This is a genomic window from Paenibacillus guangzhouensis (genome assembly GCF_009363075.1).
Lineage (GTDB): Bacteria > Bacillota > Bacilli > Paenibacillales > Paenibacillaceae > Paenibacillus_K > Paenibacillus_K guangzhouensis.
Genome location: NZ_CP045293.1, coordinates 6861100 through 6884315, shown reverse-complemented (window position 1 = coordinate 6884315; position 23216 = coordinate 6861100). Strand labels below are relative to the sequence as shown.

The 23216-nt window shown below is 44.9% G+C and carries 24 protein-coding genes; 10 read left to right on the top strand and 14 right to left on the bottom strand.

Annotated features, from left to right (window positions below):
* Nucleotides 1-11 precede the first annotated feature (11 nt).
* The 3 genes from GCU39_RS30985 to GCU39_RS30975 form a co-directional block, all read right to left on the bottom strand.
* On the bottom strand, nucleotides 12-902 hold the full coding sequence (locus tag GCU39_RS30985; protein ID WP_193726697.1) for a hypothetical protein: 891 nt from the start codon (nucleotides 900-902) through the stop codon (nucleotides 12-14).
* A 303-nt stretch (nucleotides 903-1205) separates the two neighbouring features.
* Entirely contained in the window at nucleotides 1206-1988 is a 783-nt protein-coding gene (locus GCU39_RS30980) for a CsxC family protein (RefSeq protein ID WP_227793389.1), read from the bottom strand.
* Nucleotides 1989-2155: 167 nt separating this feature from the next.
* Nucleotides 2156-3346, bottom strand: coding sequence for a DUF7852 domain-containing protein (locus tag GCU39_RS30975; protein WP_152396998.1), 1191 nt, complete (start codon nucleotides 3344-3346; stop codon nucleotides 2156-2158).
* 231 nt (nucleotides 3347-3577) lie between these two features.
* On the opposite strand from GCU39_RS30975, the gene GCU39_RS30970 reads away from it, so the two are divergent.
* The 6 genes from GCU39_RS30970 to GCU39_RS30945 all read left to right on the top strand — a co-directional run bounded on the left by GCU39_RS30970 (nucleotide 3578) and on the right by GCU39_RS30945 (nucleotide 9686).
* A complete protein-coding gene (locus GCU39_RS30970) occupies nucleotides 3578-4687 on the top strand; it encodes a glycosyltransferase family 4 protein (protein ID WP_152396997.1) in 1110 nt (369 codons plus the stop codon).
* A 20-nt stretch (nucleotides 4688-4707) separates the two neighbouring features.
* Nucleotides 4708-5463, top strand: coding sequence for a glycosyltransferase family 2 protein (locus GCU39_RS30965; RefSeq protein ID WP_152396996.1), 756 nt, complete (start codon nucleotides 4708-4710; stop codon nucleotides 5461-5463).
* A 3-nt stretch (nucleotides 5464-5466) separates the two neighbouring features.
* Entirely contained in the window at nucleotides 5467-6492 is a 1026-nt protein-coding gene (locus GCU39_RS30960; RefSeq protein WP_152396995.1) for a glycosyltransferase family 4 protein, read from the top strand.
* A gap of 123 nt (nucleotides 6493-6615) precedes the next feature.
* Nucleotides 6616-7710, top strand: coding sequence for a glycosyltransferase (locus GCU39_RS30955; RefSeq protein ID WP_152396994.1), 1095 nt, complete (start codon nucleotides 6616-6618; stop codon nucleotides 7708-7710).
* A 72-nt stretch (nucleotides 7711-7782) separates the two neighbouring features.
* Nucleotides 7783-9168 carry a hypothetical protein gene (locus GCU39_RS30950; protein WP_152396993.1) on the top strand — a complete coding sequence of 462 codons (1386 nt, stop codon included), beginning with the start codon at nucleotides 7783-7785 and terminating at the stop codon, nucleotides 9166-9168.
* A 14-nt stretch (nucleotides 9169-9182) separates the two neighbouring features.
* Nucleotides 9183-9686, top strand: coding sequence for a D-Tyr-tRNAtyr deacylase (locus tag GCU39_RS30945; RefSeq protein WP_152396992.1), 504 nt, complete (start codon nucleotides 9183-9185; stop codon nucleotides 9684-9686).
* 153 nt (nucleotides 9687-9839) lie between these two features.
* Here the strand turns inward: GCU39_RS30945 and GCU39_RS30940 are convergent, their stop codons facing one another.
* Together GCU39_RS30940 and GCU39_RS30935 are read right to left on the bottom strand one after the other, a co-directional pair.
* On the bottom strand, nucleotides 9840-11165 hold the full coding sequence (locus GCU39_RS30940; protein WP_152396991.1) for a UDP-glucose dehydrogenase family protein: 1326 nt from the start codon (nucleotides 11163-11165) through the stop codon (nucleotides 9840-9842).
* Nucleotides 11166-11265: 100 nt separating this feature from the next.
* Complete coding sequence (locus tag GCU39_RS30935; protein ID WP_152396990.1) at nucleotides 11266-11517, bottom strand: GDP-mannose 4,6-dehydratase; 252 nt, start codon at nucleotides 11515-11517, stop codon at nucleotides 11266-11268.
* Nucleotides 11518-12084: 567 nt separating this feature from the next.
* On the opposite strand from GCU39_RS30935, the gene GCU39_RS30930 reads away from it, so the two are divergent.
* Entirely contained in the window at nucleotides 12085-12747 is a 663-nt protein-coding gene (locus GCU39_RS30930) for a hypothetical protein (protein ID WP_152396989.1), read from the top strand.
* Between the two features lie 116 nt (nucleotides 12748-12863).
* On the opposite strand, the gene GCU39_RS30925 is transcribed toward GCU39_RS30930, so the two are convergent.
* The 3 genes from GCU39_RS30925 to GCU39_RS30915 are packed head-to-tail and all read right to left on the bottom strand — an operon-like array spanning nucleotide 12864 to nucleotide 15776.
* Nucleotides 12864-13268, bottom strand: coding sequence for a M67 family metallopeptidase (locus GCU39_RS30925; protein ID WP_152396988.1), 405 nt, complete (start codon nucleotides 13266-13268; stop codon nucleotides 12864-12866).
* A gap of 17 nt (nucleotides 13269-13285) precedes the next feature.
* Nucleotides 13286-14455: a hypothetical protein gene (locus GCU39_RS30920; protein ID WP_152396987.1), complete on the bottom strand. Its 1170-nt coding sequence runs from the start codon at nucleotides 14453-14455 to the stop codon at nucleotides 13286-13288.
* 34 nt (nucleotides 14456-14489) lie between these two features.
* Nucleotides 14490-15776 (bottom strand): hypothetical protein, encoded by a 1287-nt coding sequence (locus GCU39_RS30915; RefSeq protein ID WP_152396986.1) that lies wholly within the window; start codon nucleotides 15774-15776, stop codon nucleotides 14490-14492.
* A gap of 109 nt (nucleotides 15777-15885) precedes the next feature.
* On the opposite strand from GCU39_RS30915, the gene GCU39_RS30910 reads away from it, so the two are divergent.
* Nucleotides 15886-16545, top strand: coding sequence for a BMQ_0737 family morphogenetic spore coat protein (locus GCU39_RS30910; protein ID WP_152396985.1), 660 nt, complete (start codon nucleotides 15886-15888; stop codon nucleotides 16543-16545).
* Nucleotides 16546-16626: 81 nt separating this feature from the next.
* Entirely contained in the window at nucleotides 16627-17625 is a 999-nt protein-coding gene (locus GCU39_RS30905; RefSeq protein ID WP_152396984.1) for a CgeB family protein, read from the top strand.
* Here GCU39_RS30905 and GCU39_RS30900 read toward each other — a convergent pair.
* Nucleotides 17602-17949, bottom strand: a complete 348-nt coding sequence (locus tag GCU39_RS30900; RefSeq protein WP_152396983.1) for a DUF1360 domain-containing protein — start codon at nucleotides 17947-17949, stop codon at nucleotides 17602-17604. The two genes, GCU39_RS30905 and GCU39_RS30900, sit on opposite strands and share 24 nt — an antisense overlap.
* A 116-nt stretch (nucleotides 17950-18065) precedes the next feature.
* Between GCU39_RS30900 and ytxJ the strand changes: the two genes are divergently transcribed.
* Entirely contained in the window at nucleotides 18066-18428 is a 363-nt protein-coding gene (ytxJ, locus tag GCU39_RS30895) for a bacillithiol system redox-active protein YtxJ (protein WP_152396982.1), read from the top strand.
* 268 nt (nucleotides 18429-18696) lie between these two features.
* Here ytxJ and GCU39_RS30890 read toward each other — a convergent pair whose 3' ends face one another.
* The 5 genes from GCU39_RS30890 to wecB are packed head-to-tail and all read right to left on the bottom strand — an operon-like array spanning nucleotide 18697 to nucleotide 23213.
* Nucleotides 18697-19410 (bottom strand): glycosyltransferase, encoded by a 714-nt coding sequence (locus GCU39_RS30890; protein WP_152396981.1) that lies wholly within the window; start codon nucleotides 19408-19410, stop codon nucleotides 18697-18699.
* Between the two features lie 12 nt (nucleotides 19411-19422).
* Nucleotides 19423-20319 (bottom strand): NAD-dependent epimerase/dehydratase family protein, encoded by an 897-nt coding sequence (locus GCU39_RS30885; protein ID WP_152396980.1) that lies wholly within the window; start codon nucleotides 20317-20319, stop codon nucleotides 19423-19425.
* Nucleotides 20316-21146, bottom strand: coding sequence for a dTDP-4-dehydrorhamnose reductase family protein (locus GCU39_RS30880; RefSeq protein ID WP_152396979.1), 831 nt, complete (start codon nucleotides 21144-21146; stop codon nucleotides 20316-20318). Before GCU39_RS30880 ends, GCU39_RS30885 begins: the two co-directional genes overlap by 4 nt.
* A complete protein-coding gene (locus GCU39_RS30875; RefSeq protein WP_152396978.1) occupies nucleotides 21143-22129 on the bottom strand; it encodes a polysaccharide biosynthesis protein in 987 nt (328 codons plus the stop codon). Before GCU39_RS30875 ends, GCU39_RS30880 begins: the two co-directional genes overlap by 4 nt.
* Nucleotides 22122-23213 carry a non-hydrolyzing UDP-N-acetylglucosamine 2-epimerase gene (wecB, locus tag GCU39_RS30870; protein WP_152396977.1) on the bottom strand — a complete coding sequence of 364 codons (1092 nt, stop codon included), beginning with the start codon at nucleotides 23211-23213 and terminating at the stop codon, nucleotides 22122-22124. Before wecB ends, GCU39_RS30875 begins: the two co-directional genes overlap by 8 nt.
* Nucleotides 23214-23216 lie beyond the last annotated feature (3 nt).

Below are 23216 nucleotides of genomic sequence, written 5' to 3'. Positions count from 1 at the left end.
TCATTGCACCGCTATCTTCCCTTCTGCTTCATGTTCCAAAAGCTCCACTGATGCATTGAGGATTGGACAGGTTGAATATATTCTGACGTGAATTGGTATTCATGGGGTGAATAAATAACGAACCACTGACAGAACAGATTACGTTGATACCCCCAAGGATCTGAAAATACGGCTTGTAAATCACTTCTCATAGACCAAATCATCGCCATAAGTGGGGTGATGAGTGGCATGTTTAATGTACGATCCGAAAAACGAGCCTGTTCCGATAGAAAAATCGGGCTATGCAGGAATGGATTTTCACCGCCAATACTTCTATACTTATGAATCCTTTGGCATGCTTGATTTAGAAATAATTCGAATTTCCTAGCATAGATCAAATGCTGATATCCATTCTCTGACAGCCCTTTATCCAGAACACGATCTCGAATCCATTGGGTATGAAATAATGCCAAACGTTCGCCTCCGATATAAATTTGTCCCGAGATATATTGGATCTGAGACCAATTATCATCACCTAAACTGAACTGATATCTTGGCTGCTGAAATTGAATCTTGTTCGACACGCTGCGAATGAACTCCTGAATCCCTTCTTCATTCCATTTCTGTACGAGCAAGGACATGTCGATTTGCTTCGAAAGTGCCAACATCAAGATTTCATGGGGAAGGTTCGGATTCGATACCACAACCAAGCCTTTTCCAAGTTTTAACGCTTCCGTTACTTCCTCTAATGGATCGCAGACGTAACTTTCTATATCCAAATAAATAACATTCGTATAACCATTTCGTACCTGCAGCCAATGAAACATTTCAGGGATTCCATATTTTCCGCTATCAAATATTGAAGCGAATCCATCCAGCTCGGGAATAGATCGAATAAAGAATTTTCCATCGACTTGATTCATATGAATGCCAATTTCTCGCGTTTCCGAAAATAATACATAATAATCCCAATCCGGGTGGCAGCCATGAATCAGCTTGGATGATAAATATATATTAGGCCATTGCAGCTTTTGAGCAACGGAAAACACAGCCGTTTTGATGTGAATCCCTCCTTGATCTAAGACGTGTCACCACATAAACCATCAGTGATCTATTATATGCACCTTTGCAATAATGGGTATAGACGTCTATTCCCCTCATCCACAAAATAAAAAAGACGAGACAACGGCAAATCCGTCATCCCGTCTTCTTTGTGCTCGAATCTATTAGCAAATTTGTACTTGTTGAATTTGCAACAATTTAACAGTAACATGAAGGACGATTTTTTCTTTCACTTTTTGGAATGTGTTATCCAAATCGCAATCAACTTTTTTATCATCCCAATCGCCATCATGACCACAACCTTCTCCATGATGGTGTTTCTCATGTTTCTTGAAGCCAAAATCAATTTCGTCAAATCTAGCACTTACAAGCTCGCAGAATGGAAGTTCATTGTAGAAAACTTCATTATGGAACTGTTTGATCTTCAAATTCGGGCTGTCGCCGTCTTTATCCAAAAATTCGAATGATTTTTTATTAATTGGCGCAAGATCCGGTTTGAAGGAAGCATGGGTAAAATCGATTGGTGTGCATGCTTCGAAATCGACACAGACCGTATTGTGGCGGATGTTACCATGAACGCAATCGCCAGGATGGGATTCATGGTCGACAGCTGCAAATTCAATATTTTTACGAATATGACCAAAAATAAATAGTTTACCTCTGTTCACTGTGTTAGTCTCATGGCAGATGTCTGTTGCTACCAAACGACATTGATCGATGAATACATCTTTCAGAACGCGTTTGATTTCGAGTGCTGGTTTATCCAGCCAAATCGTGCTCTCAACACAGAATTGAATTTCTGGTTCTGCCAATACGACTGGAACTTTAATCGTATTACGCGGTGTTCTATCTACGTTCATGCTTTCCGATAGAGTTTCACTTTTCACTCGACAATCGGATTTGTGTGGTTTTGGCATTTCCTTGTGCTCTTTGTGGTCATTATACATAGATGCAACCTCCTCTAATAGTAAGCTTAATGCTTTTTTTTAACATGATAGGGTCTGGACATCTCGCAGGTGGCTTATTTGATCCCCCCCTTCATGTCTTTATACTATTTATATTAGGGTCCAGAAGGTTATGCATCCGTGCTTTGTCCCGATTAACCTCCCCATTTTTACAATAGCTTCTGGCAGTCCAATTGAACTTGCTGAACCTGCAACACTTCAATCATAAGATGCAGAACAATATGTTTCGTTAGTACCTTGAAAGTCTTCTCACCGCAGCATTCATCAGACCTTACCATTCCTTTTCCTTGTACAAGCTCATCGATCGTATAACTGACGAGCTCGCAATATGGCTGTTGATTATATACCGCTTGGTTCGAGAAATAGTTAAGATGCGGCTCAGGTCCTTGATGTTTCGAATTAATAAATAGAGATGAAGCGTTTCCTTGTGCTGCAAGAACTGGCTCATTCCCTTCATTAAAGTTGATATGAGTGCAGCATGTAAAAGGAATCCGCGCCGAAGTATGATAGATATCTCCTCTAATTCCTTGGTCTGACAATACTTCAGCCGCAGCATACTCCATGTTCGTCACAATACATCCCTCAATAAATAATTTTCCTTCATTAACGAAGCAATCTTGAGTGTGAATGGCCACCAAATGACATTCGTTGAGAACCACGCTTTCGGATTCCCGCATGATTTCCAATACAGGGTGATCAAAAGAAACCTCTGCGTGAATGCAGACGGGAACCTTGATTTTGGCAAGAATTTTGGGGGCTTGAATATAAACAGGTTGGTGGAAAGCGTTAGTTGTCCGAACAAAGGACTCTATGAATGGAACGGTTGCAGGACTAGGATGACCAGGAGGGATTTCAGGCGCTATAGCCAACGGTTCCTGCATGCTCAGATCTGACGGCGAACTTGTTGGCACAACAAGATTGGTTGCAGGCCTTCCAAAGTCGGGGGTTATAACGTTCAAAGCTGCAGGTGGAACTGTAGGAGAACTCGGGAACGAATTCTGGCTTAAAGCCATATACTTAGGTATACGTCTCTTTTTTATTTTGGATTTATAGACTTTCTTCTTTGATTTTTTTCGGTAACATGAACGCTTTGAGGGAGCAGTAATAGACTTACATAACTTATGAACAGCTAGGGACGGAATAAAAGCTCCTTTGCATTCTACACGATTCTTTTTTCTTTTTTTTGCTTTTTTTACGGGGATCCATGTAATCGTAGAATTTGTCTTGCCAATCGATTGATCCTCTTTTCTTACCGTTACTTGGCATGATTTTATTTTGCTGCTCTTCCATACTTTTGTATTCTTCATACAATACCAAGGTCTAATCTGACTCTTCTTCATGCGCTCGGTACCATAGATGAGCATCCCTATCCCTTCTCTCTAGGTATTGTGACAGATGGCAAATGTATACTAATAGATTATGTCATGGTTGTTCATGAAGGTGAGGGCGTGTATTCCTATTAGAAAAAGATATTAAACCAAAATGCCGTGTCCTTTTAACCCATGATTACATATGTAAATAACATCAAGATCGATTATGGATAGCATTTCCGACAGCAGGGAGTTTGTTAGATGGAAAATCTACCGTTCATCAACAATATTGGGACTATGTTTGAACCGACAGGGTATGCCAAGGCAAACCGACATATCATATCAGAATGGATTCAGCACGGCGTTCGAGTTCGTTATACGCCAATACATCATGAAGTGGTTAGAGTTCCTCTTGGCAATGAGCAGGAATCGCTTCTTAACTCGCTGGTATACACCCCGCTTCCCGAGCGTCATCTTTCGTTTTTCCATTATCCTGCAGCTTACTTTACGAGAAGAGACTCATCGTATTGCATCGGCATGACCATGTTTGAATGCAGTCGAATCCCGATTACTTGGTCCAAACGATGCAATATGATGGATGAAATTTGGGTCCCTTCTGAATTTAACCGTGTAACCTTTATCAAGAGCGGGGTCCTGCCGCATAAAATTCGAGTGATGCCATACGGTGTGGATACGTCCATGTTCACCCCTGGCAAAGCCCCCTTATCGATACCAGGCCAACGCAGTTATTCTTTTCTAAGCGTCTGTTCCTTTGATGGACGTAAAGGGATTGATACGCTGGTCTCTGCATTTCTCGAAGAATTCACAGCTTCCGAAGACGTCTGCCTCATCATCAAAACACGCGCATCTTCGGAAGACGAAATCGCGGTACAACAGAAGTACATTGAACAAATCGCTTCGAGCATCGGAGTTCAAGACATTGCTCACGTCATATTGCTGTCCTCCGTCCAAAGCTGGACGGAAGAAGAGCTTGCAGCACTCTATAATAGCGCCAACTGTTATGTCCTTCCAACGCGTGGAGAAGGTTGGAGTCTAACCGTTATGGAAGCGATGGCGACGGGACTTCCTGTCATTACGACAAATTGGTCAGCCCATCTCGATTTTCTCAATGAAACAAACGGTTACATGATTTCTGTCCAAGGGTTCGTACATGCAAGTTCAAACAATCCTCGCTTACTCTGGGCCATTCCAAATAAAAATCATCTTAAGCAGTTAATACGTTATGTCTATACCCATCCAAACGAAGCAGCGATGAAGGCACAAGCCGGTAGACAAACCATTACGCAGCGTTATTCATGGAAACATAGCGCCGCGAACATGCTTCATCGATTGCTCGAAATTTCAAGGTAACTCATGAAGGAGTTCTGTACATGATCAGTGTCATTATCCCAACCTTCAATCAAGTTGACTTGGTGAAACAATGTTATCACAGCTTCATACAGACCGTATCGGAAACACCTTATGAAATCATCATTGTAGATGACGGAAGTCCAAGTCACATTCAGCAGGCTTTAAAAGAATGGGCTAATACTGCGTCGATCAAGTGCATTCTTAAACCGTCTAACAGCGGATTTAGCGCTACGGTGAATGCCGGGATCCGAGAAGCCCAGGGACAGTACGTACTCCTCGTTAACAATGACATCGTCTTCCATGAGCAGGGTTGGCTTGCCCCCATGATTCATACGATCCAATCGACACCAAAGGTTGGGATTGTAGGTGCAAGACTTCTCTACTCGAATCATACGATACAGCACGGAGGCGTCTACTATTCGGGCAGGGGAAATTTCGATCACCGCTACCGCTTCCTTCCGGGTAATCATCCTCCTGCACTTGCTGTTGAAGATGCTAATGCTGTTACCGGAGCGCTTATGCTGATCCATAAGGAACTGTTTCAGCACATCGGTATGATGTCCGAAGAATATTACATTGCTTATGAAGATATTGATTTGTGTTACCGTGCGAAACAGCATGGCTGGAGAGTTATATACTGCGGTACTGCCAATGCCATACACTTGGAAGGCCAAACGCGAGGCACGACACCCGCCAATAAAAATCCTTACTGGCGTAGAAAGGAACTGGAGTCGAAAAATACGTTTTGGTCTAAATGGATGGGGGTTCGATTCTAAATAATGAGTAAACTTGAAATTATCTATGTGCTAGAAGTAATCGGTCTTGCCGGCGGCATTAAGAATGTCCTCGAGCAAGCGAACCGACTGCACGATGCCGGCATGAAAGTACAGGTGTTTGCGCTTGACCAACACCCGAACTGGTATCCATTGAAAGTCCCGGTACGAAGTTTTCCGAACTACCCTGCGATGCTGAAGGAATTAAAGCAAATAAATGCAATTAAAATCGCTACTTGGTGGAAAACTCTCCCCACGGTCTGGTACAGTTGCGACCCAAACCAAGGCGGAACTGGCGTCCCGCTCTACCTCGTGCAAGATATAGAGGAAAGCTATTACCCACAATCACCAGAAATGCAGGCTAGAGTGCTAGAAACCTATCGAGCACCCGTGAATATATTGACCATTGCGAACTGGACGACAAATCAGCTGTTGGAGCGGTTCCAGAAACAAGCGACCAACATCTCTATTGCCGTGGACCAAGATATTTACAAACCGAATCGTACCCACGATTATGATCCATTTCGCGTGCTCGCCTGCAGCCGTAAAAGTCAACATTTGAAAGGATTCCAAGTTACAGTCCAAGCGATGAAACTCGTCATGCGACATGTTCGACAGGCATCTATGGTAACATTTGGCACCGAGAGGCCTCACCTATTCGGCATACCTACGATGCATTTCTCACATCAGGATGACCCTGGCGTTGCCTACCTCTATGCCAATTGTGGCGTGTTCGTTCAGACTTCCATGCATGAAGGATTCGGGCTTCCAATTCTGGAAGCGATGGCCTGCGGAGCACCGGTCGTAACTACCAAAGCGGAAGGCAATGAGGAATTCTGCAAAGACGGATGGAACTGCGTGCTAGTTGAAAAAGGTGATATCGAAGCTGTAGCACGAGGCATCATCCGTGTGCTAACAGACCGGGGGTTTGCCGAGTATATAGCGAAGAACGGTCTGGAAACGGCTAAGACCTACAACTGGACCGAGGTTATGCATCGATTACAGCACACGCTTCGCCAATTTGGCGCCTAACTACGGGCACAGAACTGTTCGTCAACTCGCTTCACGCTTACCTAGCGGAAAGCGAGTTTTTTGCGTTGTTCCTTCTAATTCTCATATCTGACAAATACACTCTGAGGTAGGGAGGGAACCACCATGACGCAAATCATTTGGGTTGGGAATATATTTGATTTTACCGGATATGCCAAGGCATCAAGGCAATATGTGTTGTCACTCCATGCCTTGGGAGTCGATGTGAAAGTGGAAGCGTTCGATCCCCATCTCCCAGCGGTAGAACTTCCTCGCAACCAGCAAGTTATTCTGCAACACTTAATTTCCAAACGAAAATCACCTGGGCGCAAAGTGTACATCTACCATCAAATTCCGGAAATATGGCGCCGAAAGCTGCATCCTTCGGTTGGGTTTACCTATTGGGAAACATCGAAAATATCAGTAGGGTGGGTGCAACAGGCAAACCAGATGAATTCGGTCTTTTTACCCAGCCGCCATAACATGGAAGCATTTCATTCATCTGGCGTTAGGGTGCCGCTGCACTATGTTCGCCCCTGCTTAATCAAGCCGGAATCAGGCGCTTACTCGGAGCATCGTCCAGCATATCTGATGCATCTCCCTCCATTTCGCTTTCTGTCTGTATTCTCATGGATTGAACGTAAGGGGTTCGATCTTCTTCTTCAAGCTTACTGGGAGACATTCTCTGCGCATGATCACGTGGCACTTGTCATTAAGACTGTAGGTTCGCCCAATATACTTCAAGAAATTGAAGCAATGAAACAAAAATTGCATATCCTCGAGCCTCAAGCCCCCGTCTATGTCGATTTGGAGATTCGCAGTGAAGTGGAGATGGAGGCACTATATGCAAGCTGTCATGCCTTTGTACTGCCGAGCCGTGGAGAAGGCGCCGGCTACCCGATGATGGAGGCGGCTATACGAGGATTACCGGTGATCGCAACCGGATGGGGTGGACATACAGATTTTCTTCATAAAGATAACAGTTATCTGATACCATACCAACTCATTCCCGTCAAACCTCAAGCCTATTATGACGGCTATCAGAGTGATCAGCTCTGGGCAGAAGCTTCGGTCTCTGATTTGAAAGAGATTATGCGTTATGTCTATGAACATTACACCTCCGCCCAAGCCAAAGGTGCAGCAGCTGAACAGTACATTCGGCAGCATTTTACGCCGGAACAAGCCGCACAGGATGTCGTGTCAGCCATTCAATCCCTATAGTTCTCCGCAGTTCGATTCATGAATAGGATGATATTGAACTGATTTGAGCTCGCTTGGTTGGGAGGAATTCGAATGAAAATCCACCATATCGCAGCAAATCGTTATCATTTATCCATCATCAAGCCGACAGAACATGGTTATGTCATTGCTCCTCATGAACATTGCTTGCAAGAGCATCCGAACGAGCTGTTTCTGGAGGGCAATCCCGAGCGACTCGGCATATGCCAAGATGAACAACAGTTTATTCACATGGTCTATATCGATCATTGTAATATGTTGATTCACGCTGTTCTGCATCCTCGCAAATATACACTCCAATTGTACCCGATGGAACGGAATGCAGATGACGTCACCGATATTCAATTAGGATGCCGCTCAAATCAACTTCATTTGTATCTCATTTATGCAAATCGAGTGGAATATAGACAACTCTCAGGAGTCCACTGGTCTGAACCGACGATATTGATCGAATCGGATCATATTGAACAAGTTCAACTTCAAATGAACGACAAAACAACTACGCTGGGATATACGCTTCGCCTTCAGAACAGCAGACAGTTCTGTCTGCTGCAATATGATCATGGCAAAGAAGAATGGTTAGACCCGCTCACAATCTTGGAAGTGAATAATCATTGCAGGCTGTTCCCGCTCCTAGCGTCAGAAGTAGATGCAACATTGCATATCGTAATCCTGCAATTCTATCAAGGTCGGCTGCATCTCACTTACCACCAGCTAGATCATGCCCAGCGCATGCTTGCGAGCACCAAAAGTGCAATCACGATACCGTATGTCAAGGTGGAGCATGCAACATTCATCATGGAAGGACAACAGCTTCGATGTATATGGGTAGCCGATCATCTCTTGTATCAGCTTCATTACCAACGATCCACAAGCTCTTGGGGACCCTTTAAAGCAGAAAACGCGGAATCCTTCGTGAAATGGATTGCCATCACGGAGAATCCTTCATTTGGCATCATAACCCCTTATTGGTTCGCAGACAGTCTTCATCGATTAAACGAACGAATGGGATTCGGTATCGATCAATACAGGTCCGATCGAGATTTTCGTCAATCTCTGCTGTTTACAGAACGCTGGATGGCATCTGCTGTGTCCATGATCAAGCAGAAAGAGGAGCTTCTATCCGAACAACAACAGCTAGAACAATCGATAAAAATGTGGAAAGAGCATGTTGCAGCCCTGAAGGCACGGCTTTTGATCCTGAACGAAGAGTTAGCCATACGCAAAGCGACTACTCATCACACTCACACATCCAATGTGGATCAAAAAGCGCTCGTCCTTGCATCGAACAGAGTCTTTTCGCCGGTACAAACAAGAAATGAAATCATAACAGAGGCGCAATCGAATGTGGTACCGCTTGATCATCGTGATGATGCAAGAAAGAAAAGCGTGAAAGATAAAGTCGTTCATTTCTTATTTAAAATAACCCGAAATCAATGAAAGGGAATCTACCGATGAATGAACCGAACAAAATTGCAGGGATCGAATCGTACTTTCAGCATTTTACCGATATCGATTTTGAAATGCAGCGTATTTCCATTTATGCGAACTTATTCTTTCGAAATATAGGCAGTGAAACGCTTGAAAATCCTGAAATCATGATTCACATCTCACCAGAAAACATAGGGAAGCTGAGCGGAAAAGTACTATCCCCGAGCTTAATTCAAGTATTCGGGGTGTACATGAAGACAAAGAACGGTCCACAGCAGGGCTGGTCGTTTGATAGAGAAGACTGGGTCTCCCATGGCAAAAAGACTGGCGAATACCGCATTCGATCGATTAAACCAATTCTTCTTACACCGGGTTCGTATTACGAGTTAAAAGAGCTTCAAATTGACTGCCAATTCCCTAAGCTGCCCGGATCCATTCAAATTGATGCCTATATTGTTTCACCAGATGACATGTATCCTGTTGTAAACCCCATATGTATTCATATCTACGATACAGCAAAAAAGTGACAAAAAAACAATACTGCCGTCCATCGTTGGCATGGACGGCGATTTTTTGAATGTTCCTTCTATTTCAACTTACCCTATTCATCATAAATCGTTGCATGTAATCCGGCTGCTGGAATAATCTTTTTTCACTGCTACCCTCGTCCGACCCTTGACTTACACACCTATCCCTTCATAATGAAAGCCGATGGCACGTAGTGTATTGCCGTCCAAAAAATTTCGGGTATCCAGAATATAAGGCGTTCGCATAGCGTGAAAAATCCGAGTCCAATCTAACGCCCGGTACTCCTCCCAGTGCGTCAACAGAATAAGCGCATCTGCACGTTTAGCTATCTCTTCTGCCTGCAAGCAATACTGTACAGCGAGTCCTTCATTCATCATTTGGAACATTTCCATCCCTTTCGGATCATGCGCATTCACTTTACTATCCATCCTGAGCAACGTCCGAATGACATACTGGGCTTGGGTTTCACGCGCATCGTCCGTATTCGGTTTAAATGTCAGACCCAGAATCCCGATCGTTTTCCCGTTTAACGTTTTTAACTGACGTTGTATCTTTTCAACGCAGTAACGGTGCATTCTCTCGTTAGATGTAACGCTCGCTTCTACGATGCTAAGATCACATCCGTATTTCCGACTTGTAGCAAGCAACTCCTTCGTATCTTTCGGAAAGCAGCTGCCGCTCCACCCGCTTGAAACTTGGAGGAATTTGTCCCCAATGCGCGAATCAAGCCCCATTCCCTTGGCAATTTCAAGCACGTTCGCACCCAGTGATTCGCACAACCTAGCCATTTCGTTAATATAACTGATTTTCACGGCCAGGAAAGCGTTAGAAGCGTACTTAATCAATTCAGCCGATTTCACATCCGTTTCGACATATTTGACTTTCGGTGCATGTTTCAATAACTCGCTATACATCTGCCTCATCACTCGTCTCGCCCGCTTATGATTCGATCCAACGACGATTCGATCGGGACCAAATACGTCTTCCAGCGCATAACCTTCTCTTAAAAATTCAGGATTGCTCACGACCGCGAAGTTCTCATCCGCTTTTAATTCTGAGGCATCTTCAATGATTGAAGCTACCATATCCGTCGTTCCTACGGGAACGGTAGATTTGTTCACGATCACCGTAAACCTATTAGGATTTAGATTGGTACCTATACTTGCCGCAGCCGATTTAACGTATTTCAAATCCGCAGTGCCGTCTTTCAACGAAGGGGTTCCGACGGCGATGATTACGACATTCGCTTCAGAAACGCTGCTATATGACGTTGTTGCAGTCAGCTTACCTAACCCGTCCTTAACAAGCTGAGCGATTAGCGTATCTAACCCGGGTTCATAGATGGGGCTTTTGCCTGCATTGATAAGATCGATTTTGCGCTGGTCCACATCTACGATCGTCGTTCGATGCCCCCATTTGGCGAAAGATGCTGCCGTTATCGAACCGACGTAGCCGGAACCAATGCATACCACGTTCATGCCCATCCCTCCTTGAATATCGATTGCTTGAGTGCTTCAATCGCTCGCAGCAGTCCTTTCGCCATACACTTCACTCTTGCTCGTATAGACCATTTTCGCCTCATTTTTTCTTTGTGAAATGGTAGATTTGGTCTACCTTAGCGATTAGTTCCAGCGATCGTTCTTCATTAGAAGCTACGTCGCATCGGATCAAAGTAAAATTAGCCTCTCTCATGATCCATTCAAGGTTATTCTCTCGACCTGTAGATAAATTATCAATGCCGATGACTTCACAACCAGCCTCCGCTACCAATTCTTTAGCCGGATGAGAACCGAGAAAGCCGGCAACTCCGCAAATTAATATGCGCTTCATGGTTCACTCCCTTTACTCGCAAAAAGTATCACTATATATGCCCTTATATATTATGCGATAGTAGAGAGCGGCTAATGGGTCTTTAACCTGACAGATAATAAATTGGCAGATATCCCCGTATCAATTATTTTTTTCATGCTAGAACCGTGTATTTTCTCGGATCATCGTCTATGTACATATTGGGTGAACCACCCGTACTTTAAACTATTGTGATTCATATAATGAAATAGACTTCACCTTCAAAATTGATTCGAAGGTTGAAAAAAGAGGAGGGCAATCACCCAAACCTTAACCAACCTGCGTACATGTATAATCAGTCGTAAAAACTTGTATTGAACCGCAGACCGAACACGGCCGCGGTTTTTCGTTTCTTAAGTCGCTTTAGTTAAATCGGGTTTCCCTACTCTATGAAAAAGTACGACTATCAATGCTGAATGAAAAATAGACGATTGGTAGTAGTAGATTAACCATACAATAGATAGAGTAGCTGAATATATTAACATCGTACGGGGATAAGAGATTAATTTGTTACATCATATTGTAGATCACATAAGGAGTTGATTATGTATGCCAAGTATTTCGGTTTCACCCCTTCAACGCATTGTAAGCTCCACGGGCAATGTCGTAACAGGCGCGAACAGAGCAGCAGCCGTTACCTCTTTGTTAGCCGGAGGCGCTGCAAATGCAGTCAACGTCGGCAATGCCCCACTCATTTGGCCGCAAATCAGTAAATTTGATAATGACAACAATACGGCATTTAACTCACAACCAAATCCTCAATTTTTATGGACTCAGCCCGTCCCTCTTCCTGGCGAAACGAAAGGTTTTGCTGCGAGATCGTCTAACATTCCATTATCTTTGGGTGTATTCGGAGAATTCGTCATCGCGATGGCTGTGTTCGCCGATAATGCAGTAACTGCTCGGATTCAGGCTGTGGATCAAACCGGCATCGTTATTCTACCTGTTCCAGTTACAGGATTGGACGTTGATTTGAACGCTGGATCTTTAAACCCGAACTCAGGCATCTTCCCAGATAACCATTTCCCTTATAATTGGCAGAACGTCCGTTTCTATACGATTCCTGTAAGTTTCGGTTTGCTTAGCGCAGCTCTTAACCTGAGCTTCGTCTTCTCGTTCGAAGTCGCCAACTATGTCAATAACGGTGCTACGAATACAGCTGGCCTTGCTTTCGTTGCGGATATCTATCAATCCATCCTTACGCTGCCATAATCTATTTCACTCATTATTATTGGAGTCTCACTCTTATCCCCTTACGGCTGATCATCCCGTAAAATGACAAAACAGCGGTTTTTGGGCTCTGACGTGGATTCAGCGCTTGAAAACCGCTATATTGGCACCAGAATAATTCGTTCAGGATATGCTTTTCCCTCTTGAATCGTAAAACTTCGAATACGCGGGCGATTGCCGATCAGCGATACGATGATCGAGGAGATCGGATATGCCATATGTTCAATATCAAACGGCGAAGGATAAGGAAGACCCGTAGGATGCGAGTGAAACATCGCGTAGCACGCCTCGCCGGATGCTTCGATCCGTGTGAATGCCTCATCAAGTTCAACCGGATTCATCGTAAATGAAACGGGACTTTGATCATCATTCCGAATAGGCCAGTATCGCGTAGCCACCTGATTCGATCCAGACAAAAATCCGCATGCTTCAATCGGTTGTTGCAAGACACAGTAGTTGGCCATTTGTCGGTATACATTCGTGGTCATGACGAAGCCGTCCATATACGAATCAGCTCCTGTCACTTTTGTCGATTAATCGTCAACAGATTAATGGGCTTTTGTTCATGTTTTTGCTTCTGCGACGCTTGCGCCAATCGATTCATTTGCCCCATGAATGAATCTGTCGTGAGACCACTCTCGGGTTTCTTCGTTTCTCTTCTTACCATTTGTGATTGCATCCAAGAAAAAGTGGAGTGATTTGTACTTGGCGTTGCGGCGTGAGTGATGGGTTCCTCTGGTTGCTCGATCGGGATATGGTGTGGCTGAACAGCCTCTTCCTCTGCTTCTTGGTACAGTGCTTCTTCATGTTGCTCTTCTTGTTGAACGGCAACTTGCTCAACTGTGCTCTGCACATCAACGATGGGTTGTTTTACTGGCTGTACTTCTTCGTGCTGCTCCGGCACTTGCACTTGCACTTGAACTTGCTCTTGCACTTGCTCTTGTACTTCCTCTTCATGTGCCTCATTTACCGCCAAGACCTGCCTGATCTCTTCAACTGGCTCTGGTTCTATCGAGGCAGCCGCCTTTTGGAAGTACATGAAATACTGGATAACATCAATCAGGAAGGATTGGTGATAGAATGCAGTAAACGATCGTGTAATACAGTAAGTAAAATCTTCAATCTGACGTTCACTCATTTTCGCAAAGTCATTGCAAGCCAATTGGACAGTTGGGATCGACGGTTCTGAACCGGCTAATGGGATCAAAGTGTTCATCGTATTTTTCCATTCAAAGAAAGCGCCATTTACCGGAATATCCGTCATTTTGGCAATGTTCTGATTCAGTAGAGATGCGAATTGTTTACTGGCTTTCATTTTATTAAGCGAGAAATAGATGGTCATGCCGCTTGCATACTGCTTGTCACGACCAACAGATAACCATAGACCTGGTTTCGATGAATCCCATAATCGTTGTTGACGTCTCTTCTCTTCTTCATCCGCGATGACACGAACATCGAATCCTAGTTGCGTCAGGCTTGCATTGACCCTCTCGGTCACGGATAGCGGGATCAGCCCGTCGTTCACTTCCCAGTATATCCGAATACCCTGCACAGGACTAACAATGTACAGCCTTTGGTGATCATGGTCGACATGAAATTGCATGGCATACCGCGTCAATACATCATAGACATCTCGAAGTAATGCGCCGGATATATGGCACAGCGTAACAGAATTAATTCGAATTTCCATACTGTTCACCTCCGCACATAGGCATTTGTATATACTATCTTATGAAGCGGAGAGAAAAATGTTCTTCTTCATCTTCTTTCATTTCGTTCATAGCCTTGAGCTGTTCCAATACCTTCTTTTCCTCTTCCTTCAATTGATCAACTTCTCTCATCAGGCTCCTGACCTGATCTTCCATTGCTTCATTAAGAAGAGCGACTTTGCTCGCTTCCTGTCTTAACTGATTTGTATGTTGCAGGTAATCACGATAAAGATACTCCATTTGCAATTTGATCCAATGAAATCGCTCCACCGATGATGCGGAGAATCCCAATCCGATGAACGGATTAAACAGGTCTATAAATTCAAGCGACCGAAAAAAAGGCATATGAAACCCCAGCACCTTCGCCGGCGAAATCATAGTAGACTGTTTCCTGATGGATTGAACCATCCGCAAGGAAGACTGCTTACCAAAGTGAATATGACCGCTGGCAGACCACGTCCGCCCCTGGTTTAAGGAATATACGTATTCAATCTTTTCATTCCCGTCCCAGAACAATACGAGAATGCATTCATTCGCAAATAAGAAATGCGGTATAGCCGCATCTTGATCCCCGTTGATTAATAGCGGCATCGATGAACGCGCTTCGCGGGCTGCATTCACGTAATAATACGCAACTGACCCTCCATTTAGGATCGTCCATACAAAATGAGGCATCCCAAGGCAGTCAACATCCAGTCCCATATGCCAGCGTTGGTTCTTCTGCTTCAATGCAAATAAGCGGCGTTCGTTCCTGACATCCTGCTCTACATCATATTCCAAACTATACAGAACACATTCATCGAGGGGATTGAGGCATCGAAACAATCCATGCAGCTTGCCTTGATTCGATATCGTAAATACCGCATCATCCAAACGGACTAAGGCACCTTCACCTCTAAATAATGGTATATACCTCTCATTCCATACTCCATTGTCCAAAGACTTCAAGAAAAGCTTCGATTCTTCAAGTTCTGTAACAACACAACATACATAGAGAACCGATTTATAGATGAACAAATATGGAAACCGTGCTTGCCTGTTCGCTGCGACTCGCAGCTCTTTCTGATCACGGCTATGCTCTGCAACTTTGATGTAATACATGCCGCTAGTGGTGTCAGCTAAAATATGAATACTCCCATTGTTCTGGAGCATGCAGAAGGATGAAATCGGTGCACTCGCCTTGATACGTTTATGAGCAGACATCCCGTCCAAACCGTGTTTCGAATACGCAATGGACCCGTCTTTATTCAGTCCAAACCACTGAATATCCGCTGGATTACGAATGACGACTTGCTGTTCCATACGCATTCCCCCTGAACAAAATAAATCAAACTTACCCGTCACCTTTTTACCACGATACCCATAGACTGTAATTGAGTTTAACAACTACAAAAGGAGGCTCGAAACATAAATGGAACGTAAATTAGTTCAAGGGCAAAATACACCTCCAGAATATTTACCGTTACCTACACTGGAGTGTATACAAGTTCCAAAGATATTCGACTGGATTGTCAAAGTGGTCCAAATCGTTGATGAATCCATCATTGACCCAGTTGCATGCTTACCGTTGCCTTCGTCGTTTCACGTAGAAGTCGAGTTGGTTAGTGTTGCAGCAGTTGAGAAACCTGGTTCCGTGAGAGAAAATGTACCCGTGGTCATTGGCGGGACGACAGTAACATTGCAACGGGTGGTTATTAGAAAAACAGGAACCTATCGCGTTACAATCATTGATAACTCCACAGGCCTGCCTCACTGCTCTTACACAAAGAGTTTTGTCCGATTTGAAAAAGTACTGTTATGCGCGCCTCCAGGAACAGACGTTGAAGTGACCGTCATCTTATCTGGAACGACAATCGAAGTTCTGGATGTTGTAGACAATACCTCTGTGAACGTCGATATCAACATCTGCCAAAGCATTCAAGTTACAGCGATTGTCAAATTGATGGTCGAAGCGGAATTGTGTCAACCACGTGCGGATATTCCGATTCCGGAAAATCCATGTACGGTTACATTCCCGAATCAATGTCCTACGATCTTTCCTGGTCCCCCATATCCCTTCCCGCTCACTTAACAGAAAACCTGCTGTCGTTGGGGTGGTCCACACCATCCCTTTTTTTTATAAATTCGCAGCGTCAGCATACAGGAGAGAAACATGAAAATCTACTATATTGCTTCAGGATATCGCAGGCCCATCGATATGCTTGATAATGCGCTCATGAAGGCCCTGGTCGGCAGATATCCCGAGACTCGATTTTTTCTATTGAACCGATCGCCGATTCAGCATTTATTGCCGGAGATCGAGCAATATGCGCCTGATCTGGTGTTGACCCTATGCGGTCCGAAATCGCATTTACCTGTCGATCTCGTACACCGCATTCGCAACATGGGCATCGAGACAGCCGTCTGGTTCACCGATGACCCCTATGCCATCGACAATGCCTTCGCGGTCGCGGCAGCCTATGATGTTGTATTTACGATTGATTCTGGCTGCATTCCTTTCTATGAACGCATAGGTTGTAAACGCGTATTCCACTTGCCGCTTGGAACCGATCCGGACGTATTCCGTCCATTCACCACGCACCCTACTTACCACAGCGATGTGTGCTTCGTCGGGACCGGATATCAGAACCGAATCACGTTCATGGAAGAACTGCTTCGGCATCTAGACCGTGAAGTCAAGGTTCAAATCGTCGGCCATTTCTGGGATACGCTCAAACTTTCCGATGGTTGTATACCGAACATTCGTAAAAAATGGGTCAACACCCCGGAAACCGTTCGATACTATAACGGAGCCAAAGTGGTTCTTAATATTCACCGAAGCCATGATGACGCTTTTCTAGATAAAAATAAAACGGGGGTACCAGGCTACTCCATTAATAATCGGACATTTGATATCGCAGCCTGCAATGCCTATCAACTTACGGATTTCCGTCCTGATTTGGAACAGTGTTATACGCTTGGCGAGGAGATTACTTCTTTCTCATCACCCAAAGAGTGCGCCGAGCAGATTCATGCCTTCGTTCATGACGACAGTGCGAGAACATCGATGGCCAAAAAGGCTTACGACCGAACACTGCAACGCCATACCTTCGCCAATCGTCTTGAGACGATGCTGGGGATCTTACATTTAACCCCGAACAAACGATTCTAGAATCCCTGCTGCACCGGCAATCGCTAGGATAAGAATAACGGGAAAGGCAATTGACGGAATCAATAAATAAGCGAGCGTTATGGCGACCGATGACCAAACACCCACACACCAATAACAGGTAAGCAAATCCCGCATGAATGCGTGGAAACGCCCGCCCTTCTCCTCAATCGTCGCAACGACAAACCCTGATTCATCTTGTTGAAATTTTTCTTCCAGAAATGGGCGACGAATGAATGATGTAATCTGATCAAATACAATTAAACGAGTTAGTCGATAACTCGCCAGAATAAGCAGGATAAACGATATCCAAGGTATTTGCCACAAGGTGCAAGTCCCCCCTCTACTTCTCTCGTAACGATATTACTTCATCATATGACACGATAAGTGATAGAAGAACCGGTCAGGTGTTGAAGATATCCTTAGATAAAGGAGCCCGCCTCATGTCAGGATTAATCATGCTTCAAACCGAGGAACAATTGAACAATTGGTTGGAACAATCAATTCATAAGCCGTTGTTCCTATATAAGCACAGTACGCACTGCGGTCCAAGCCGCAATGCGCATGTCGCCCTACATCGTTTTATTGATCACTTTCCACATCAAGCTTCTAAATTTCTATTCGCTGTCGTTAGGGTTATCGAGGAACAGCATATATCCAATCAAGTGACACAGCGGTTTGGGATTCTGCATCAATCACCTCAGGTGTTAATGATTCATAACCATAAAGTCTTGTGGCAAGCCTCGCACCAAAGGATTCACACGAACAGCCTGGCCGCTGCTGCAGATCAATTTTTTCCCGATTAGACAATATGCTTATGATGTTCATCGAATAATGGATGAACATTTTTGTGTTCCTTCTTTGTCTCGAATGGAATGTGCAGTACAAGGGCAAACGAACCTGCACATCTTTCATTGTCTCAATTTCTGTGTTAATCAATGAACTGATCGTAACGATCAGTTCACTGTTAGGGGGAATTTCAATGATATCCATTCGCTTGCTATATTCTATTGCGGACTCGTTGTTACAGACGCGACGAATGTACAGGGCAATGAACCCAAATTATGTCCCTATTCATTCCATTTGCGAAATGAGCCATTCGAGCGATGGCTTGTATTTACCCATGGTAAATGCCACCTCTTGCTTGATTGCCTCCGAATGCTTCTTCGTTCCCATTTCCTCGTGCCAACGATAAGCAACCAAGGATTGCCCTAAGAAGTGAAAGTGAATCCCGTTCAAGAGCGCGCGATACCATAAATCCAAATCATGTGTATAAGGAAGACTCTCGTTAAACATCCCAATTCGTCCAAAAAAATCTCTTCGCATCATGACGGTACAGCCATTTACCGGATTTGCATTCAGAAACGTTCGATAGAAATCGATTGAATTCGGGTAACGGGGTGTAACGTCCATTTGGGTTATTTCGTTCTTTTCATTGATACTATTAAATGAGGTATAGCTGATTCGCGCATTGTGCTCCAACATAAAGTACAATTGCTTCTCAATTTTGCTTGGGTAGAATAAATCATCTGAGCTTAACCAGGCGACATATTCGCCGGAAGACATATTAATTCCGTGATTCAACGCAGACGCTGTTCCTCCGTTCGCCTTGCCCAAATAGTGGACATGATCCAGATAAGGTGTAATTCGCTCCGCGTACATCGTTGAACCGTCATCAATCACGATGACTTCAATTTGATCGTACGTCTGATTAAGTGCGCTTTGAATCGCTTGCTCGATGTATGGACAATTGTAGAATGGGATGATAATACTTACTTTTGGTTTCATAACTTTACCACCTCACTGATTCCTAAAATATTGAATAATATCCTGAACCGATCGATCAAAAGGAATGCGCGCCTGCCAGCCGAGCTCATTCATCACGAACGGATTCGCATGATGGACTGGAGCATGAATGCCGGCATCATTGCCCGCAACTTCTACAGGTATCGGTGTCCGCGCGTAATGCTGAAAGGTCTGAAACACCTCTCCTAGTCGGAGCAATTTACCTGACTCGATCGGATAACTTTGTCCCTGCTTACCATTCTCCAGAATGATTCTGTACGCTCTCACAGCATCACGAATGTCTAGAAAGTCTCGCGTTTCTTCGGTAGATGATAGGCGAAACGGCTCTACAGTGACGTTTCTCTCTACTTGAACCATTTTTCTAGCAAGGAGTGCGCAAATACCTGTCGATGGCCCTGGACCGATCAAATTGCTAGGTTCTGCCAGCATAATGAATTGCCCGAATAGATGGACCCATGTATTGACTGCCATTTGCTGCATGGTTTTGCTTAAGCTATAGGGATGTGGGGGCTGCGAGGTCACACGAATATCAAACTTCAGCTTGGAGCCGATCACGAGGGTACGACACTTGGGAATCTCACGTAACGCATCCAGAAGGTAAAAGGTCGACATCACATTCGTCTCCAAATAGGAGACAGGTTCCTTCCAAGATTCAGGTACGGAATTTCTGCCTGCCAAATGCAAGACATAATCCGGCTGAAGCTGCCGTACCATAGCATAGATTTGCTCTTTGTGCATCATATCGCATACGATTTTCTCACCGAATAGCACATTCGTATCCAGATGTCGAACGGAGGCGTACACCTGCATCCCGATTCCCGCAAAATATTCGCATGCATGCATGCCCGTAAACCCGCCTGCTCCCGTAATGAGAATGGATTTTCCTTTCATTGGTTCCGAGTCCACTCAGCAAGCTGCTGCAGCATCTCTTCATAATGCGGCACAACATATTGAACATCGGAGCGGGTGGCGATGAGCGTACGATCGAGAGTTGTGGTTTCATCAGGAATAATCTGAACGTCCTGCTTGTCAAATGCCTTCTTCATGCATTGCAGCAATTCATATTTACTGATCGGCGTCGGATAGACGAGATGGACAAGCCCTGATACCCGATTCATCGCGAAGGCTTCGACCGCACGAGCAAGCTCCAGCGTCGTCACGCCGTTCCACAGAACGCGGCAATAACCGCTGACGTCGCCTTTCTGCTGCATGAACCAATGCATTAATCCGATACAGGAAGACCTGATTTCAGGTCCAATGATCGATGTCCGGACAGTCACATGATTCGGGGCGTCTTTCACCTCACCAACTGCCTTCGAACGCCCGTATACGGAAGCAGCGTCTGGTATATCCGCCTCGCTATAGCTGCCTCTGTCCCCTAAGAAGACACAATCCGTACTGATATGAATAAGCCGAGCGCCGAGCGCGTCAGCCGCTTTTCGAAGCCGGTGTGGGAATATACCGTTGACCTCATAAGCGAGAGCTGGATTGTGCTCTGCCGCTTGATTCAGAATACCTACTGCATTCACGATGATATCAGGACGTACGGCTCGAAGGATGGCATGGACGGACTGATCATCTGTAACGTCCAGCAAAAGGCCATCGCGATCGACAGTACCTCTTGTTGTATAGTAGACTTGGTATTCTCCTTTTTGCCGAAAATAGCGGACCAATAGATGACCCGCCATCCCGTTACCGCCAATGATCAGCATTTTCATGCCAAGAACCCTCCTCGAATGAGAAGCTCTTTGATTTTAGATTTATCCATTAAATTCTGAGATGAGCTGAAACTGCTGAATTCGACAAGTGGGAAACGGTGATAGTGATCTTTCAGTCCAGGAATATCGATCGTTGGCAAAATGACCAAATATTGCTCATCGAATACAACCGTCGTCGCGCTTTCGTAATCACTCATGAGAATCTCATGAATTTTCTCCCCAGGGCGAATTCCGGTTTCCTCGATTCGAACGTCTTTCTTACCCGAAGCTTCGATTAATACCTCCGCGAGCTCAACGATTTTGCATGTTGGCATCGTCATGACGAAAATTTCGCCGCCGACGCTTTCAATCGATGCTTTGAACAGCAGCGTGATCGCATCTTGGAGCGTTAAGAAGAAGCGGGTCATTTTCTTATCGGTCAGGCCGATTTGATTTTTCTGTTTGATTTGGCTCATAAACAAGTGAATGACGCTGCCGTTCGTGCCCAGAACGTTACCTCCACGTACACAGACGAATTTCGTATCGGAGTGCAGCAAGTTCGCGTACACGATCAATTTCTCCCCGATCGCTTTGGTCATGCCATAGAAGTTCGACGGGTTCGCTGCTTTGTCCGTTGAAATGTAAATAACCTTTTTGACATTGTTTTTGATTGCAGCCTCAATCACATTCTGGGTACCGACAACATTTGTTTTTAAAGCTTCATACGGATGATCTTCGCAGACTGGAACATGCTTAAGCGCTGCAAGATGATACACATAGTCAACGCCTTCGCAGGCGCGCATAATAGATTCTTGATCGCGAATATCTCCAATATGAAATGTTAACCTTGGATCTTCAAAGGTCCGGCTCATCGCCACCTGACTTGTTTCGTTTCTGGAGTAGATAATAATCTCTTTCGGATTTTGCGGCAGAAGCTGGCGAATCAATTCATAACCCCAGGATCCCGTCCCGCCCGTCACCAAAATGCGTTGATTGTTAAACATGAAGTCTCCCTCCAAGCAAAAATTTTACGACTTTATCAGAAACATCACTTGCCAGATACCCGGATGGACACGCCCAGCGTGCAGGCAATGCTGACATGATCACCGCCGCTTCCATCATCGACTTCGAATTCACGCCGCATACGATATTGCTTCCGCAATCCACCGTCTCTGGACGTTCGGTTGAATTGCGAATGGTCACCGTTGGCACTTGGAAAATACAGCATTCTTCCTGTACGGTTCCGCTATCTGTCAACACAAGGCGCGCATGCTGCTCCAGCTTCACGAAATCAAAAAAACCGAAGGGCTCGTGAAATTCTACAAGTGGATGCATTTGAAGCTTTAAGCTCTCACGGATGCGCGATCTCGTGCGCGGATGCGTACTGCAAATGATCCGCTCTCCAAATCGCTCCGCAATCTTGTTTAACCCTTCCATAATGGCATTTAGACTTTCCGGGTGATCCACATTCTCTGCGCGGTGCGTGGTCACCAGCATATACTTGCGTGAAGTCAGCTTTAACTGATCGAGAATATCGCTCTGTTCAATTTGCGGTTGATAATGCTCCAGCACCTCGTATATTGGATTGCCTGTCACGACGATACGCTCACTTGGCACGCCTTCGCGCACAAGATGTTTCTTACTCTGCTCGGTATAAGGCATATTAATGGAAGAGATCGCATCGATCACGCGGCGATTCTTCTCTTCTGGCACCGATAAGTCATAGCATCGGTTTCCCGCTTCCATGTGAACGACTTGAAACCCCATCCGCTCGGCTAATATCGCACACAGCGCGCTGTTCGTGTCGCCGAGGAGCAATACTTTATCCGGGCGTTCCTTGAATAAGAGCGACTCCACTTCGACGAACATCCTCGCAAGTTGACCACCTAACGAATGTTGTGCTTCGAGCAGAATATGATCCGGCTCCCGAAGCTGCAATTGATCAAAAAAAATACCGCTTAACGATGATGTGAAGTTCTGTCCTGTGTGCACAACCACATGTTTCTCAGCAAACTGATCCAATTTGCGAATAATTAGGCTGAGCCGAATAATTTCAGGCCGTGTACCCAAGATGGTCATGATACGCATAAT

What these genes read in the sequence shown, in the direction of transcription:
- GCU39_RS30985 (WP_193726697.1), bottom strand. Translation starts at nt 902, where the DNA reads ATGAATCAAGTCGATGGAAAATTCTTTATTCGATCTATTCCCGAGCTG.
- GCU39_RS30980 (WP_227793389.1), bottom strand. Translation starts at nt 1,988, where the DNA reads ATGTATAATGACCACAAAGAGCACAAGGAAATGCCAAAACCACACAAA.
- GCU39_RS30975 (WP_152396998.1), bottom strand. Translation starts at nt 3,346, where the DNA reads ATGAAGAAGAGTCAGATTAGACCTTGGTATTGTATGAAGAATACAAAA.
- GCU39_RS30970 (WP_152396997.1), top strand. Translation starts at nt 3,578, where the DNA reads ATGGAAAATCTACCGTTCATCAACAATATTGGGACTATGTTTGAACCG.
- GCU39_RS30965 (WP_152396996.1), top strand. Translation starts at nt 4,708, where the DNA reads ATGATCAGTGTCATTATCCCAACCTTCAATCAAGTTGACTTGGTGAAA.
- GCU39_RS30960 (WP_152396995.1), top strand. Translation starts at nt 5,467, where the DNA reads ATGAGTAAACTTGAAATTATCTATGTGCTAGAAGTAATCGGTCTTGCC.
- GCU39_RS30955 (WP_152396994.1), top strand. Translation starts at nt 6,616, where the DNA reads ATGACGCAAATCATTTGGGTTGGGAATATATTTGATTTTACCGGATAT.
- GCU39_RS30950 (WP_152396993.1), top strand. Translation starts at nt 7,783, where the DNA reads ATGAAAATCCACCATATCGCAGCAAATCGTTATCATTTATCCATCATC.
- GCU39_RS30945 (WP_152396992.1), top strand. Translation starts at nt 9,183, where the DNA reads ATGAATGAACCGAACAAAATTGCAGGGATCGAATCGTACTTTCAGCAT.
- GCU39_RS30940 (WP_152396991.1), bottom strand. Translation starts at nt 11,165, where the DNA reads ATGAACGTGGTATGCATTGGTTCCGGCTACGTCGGTTCGATAACGGCA.
- GCU39_RS30935 (WP_152396990.1), bottom strand. Translation starts at nt 11,517, where the DNA reads ATGAAGCGCATATTAATTTGCGGAGTTGCCGGCTTTCTCGGTTCTCAT.
- GCU39_RS30930 (WP_152396989.1), top strand. Translation starts at nt 12,085, where the DNA reads ATGCCAAGTATTTCGGTTTCACCCCTTCAACGCATTGTAAGCTCCACG.
- GCU39_RS30925 (WP_152396988.1), bottom strand. Translation starts at nt 13,268, where the DNA reads ATGGACGGCTTCGTCATGACCACGAATGTATACCGACAAATGGCCAAC.
- GCU39_RS30920 (WP_152396987.1), bottom strand. Translation starts at nt 14,455, where the DNA reads ATGGAAATTCGAATTAATTCTGTTACGCTGTGCCATATATCCGGCGCA.
- GCU39_RS30915 (WP_152396986.1), bottom strand. Translation starts at nt 15,776, where the DNA reads ATGGAACAGCAAGTCGTCATTCGTAATCCAGCGGATATTCAGTGGTTT.
- GCU39_RS30910 (WP_152396985.1), top strand. Translation starts at nt 15,886, where the DNA reads ATGGAACGTAAATTAGTTCAAGGGCAAAATACACCTCCAGAATATTTA.
- GCU39_RS30905 (WP_152396984.1), top strand. Translation starts at nt 16,627, where the DNA reads ATGAAAATCTACTATATTGCTTCAGGATATCGCAGGCCCATCGATATG.
- ytxJ (WP_152396982.1), top strand. Translation starts at nt 18,066, where the DNA reads ATGTCAGGATTAATCATGCTTCAAACCGAGGAACAATTGAACAATTGG.
- GCU39_RS30890 (WP_152396981.1), bottom strand. Translation starts at nt 19,410, where the DNA reads ATGAAACCAAAAGTAAGTATTATCATCCCATTCTACAATTGTCCATAC.
- GCU39_RS30885 (WP_152396980.1), bottom strand. Translation starts at nt 20,319, where the DNA reads ATGAAAGGAAAATCCATTCTCATTACGGGAGCAGGCGGGTTTACGGGC.
- GCU39_RS30880 (WP_152396979.1), bottom strand. Translation starts at nt 21,146, where the DNA reads ATGAAAATGCTGATCATTGGCGGTAACGGGATGGCGGGTCATCTATTG.
- GCU39_RS30875 (WP_152396978.1), bottom strand. Translation starts at nt 22,129, where the DNA reads ATGTTTAACAATCAACGCATTTTGGTGACGGGCGGGACGGGATCCTGG.
- wecB (WP_152396977.1), bottom strand. Translation starts at nt 23,213, where the DNA reads ATGCGTATCATGACCATCTTGGGTACACGGCCTGAAATTATTCGGCTC.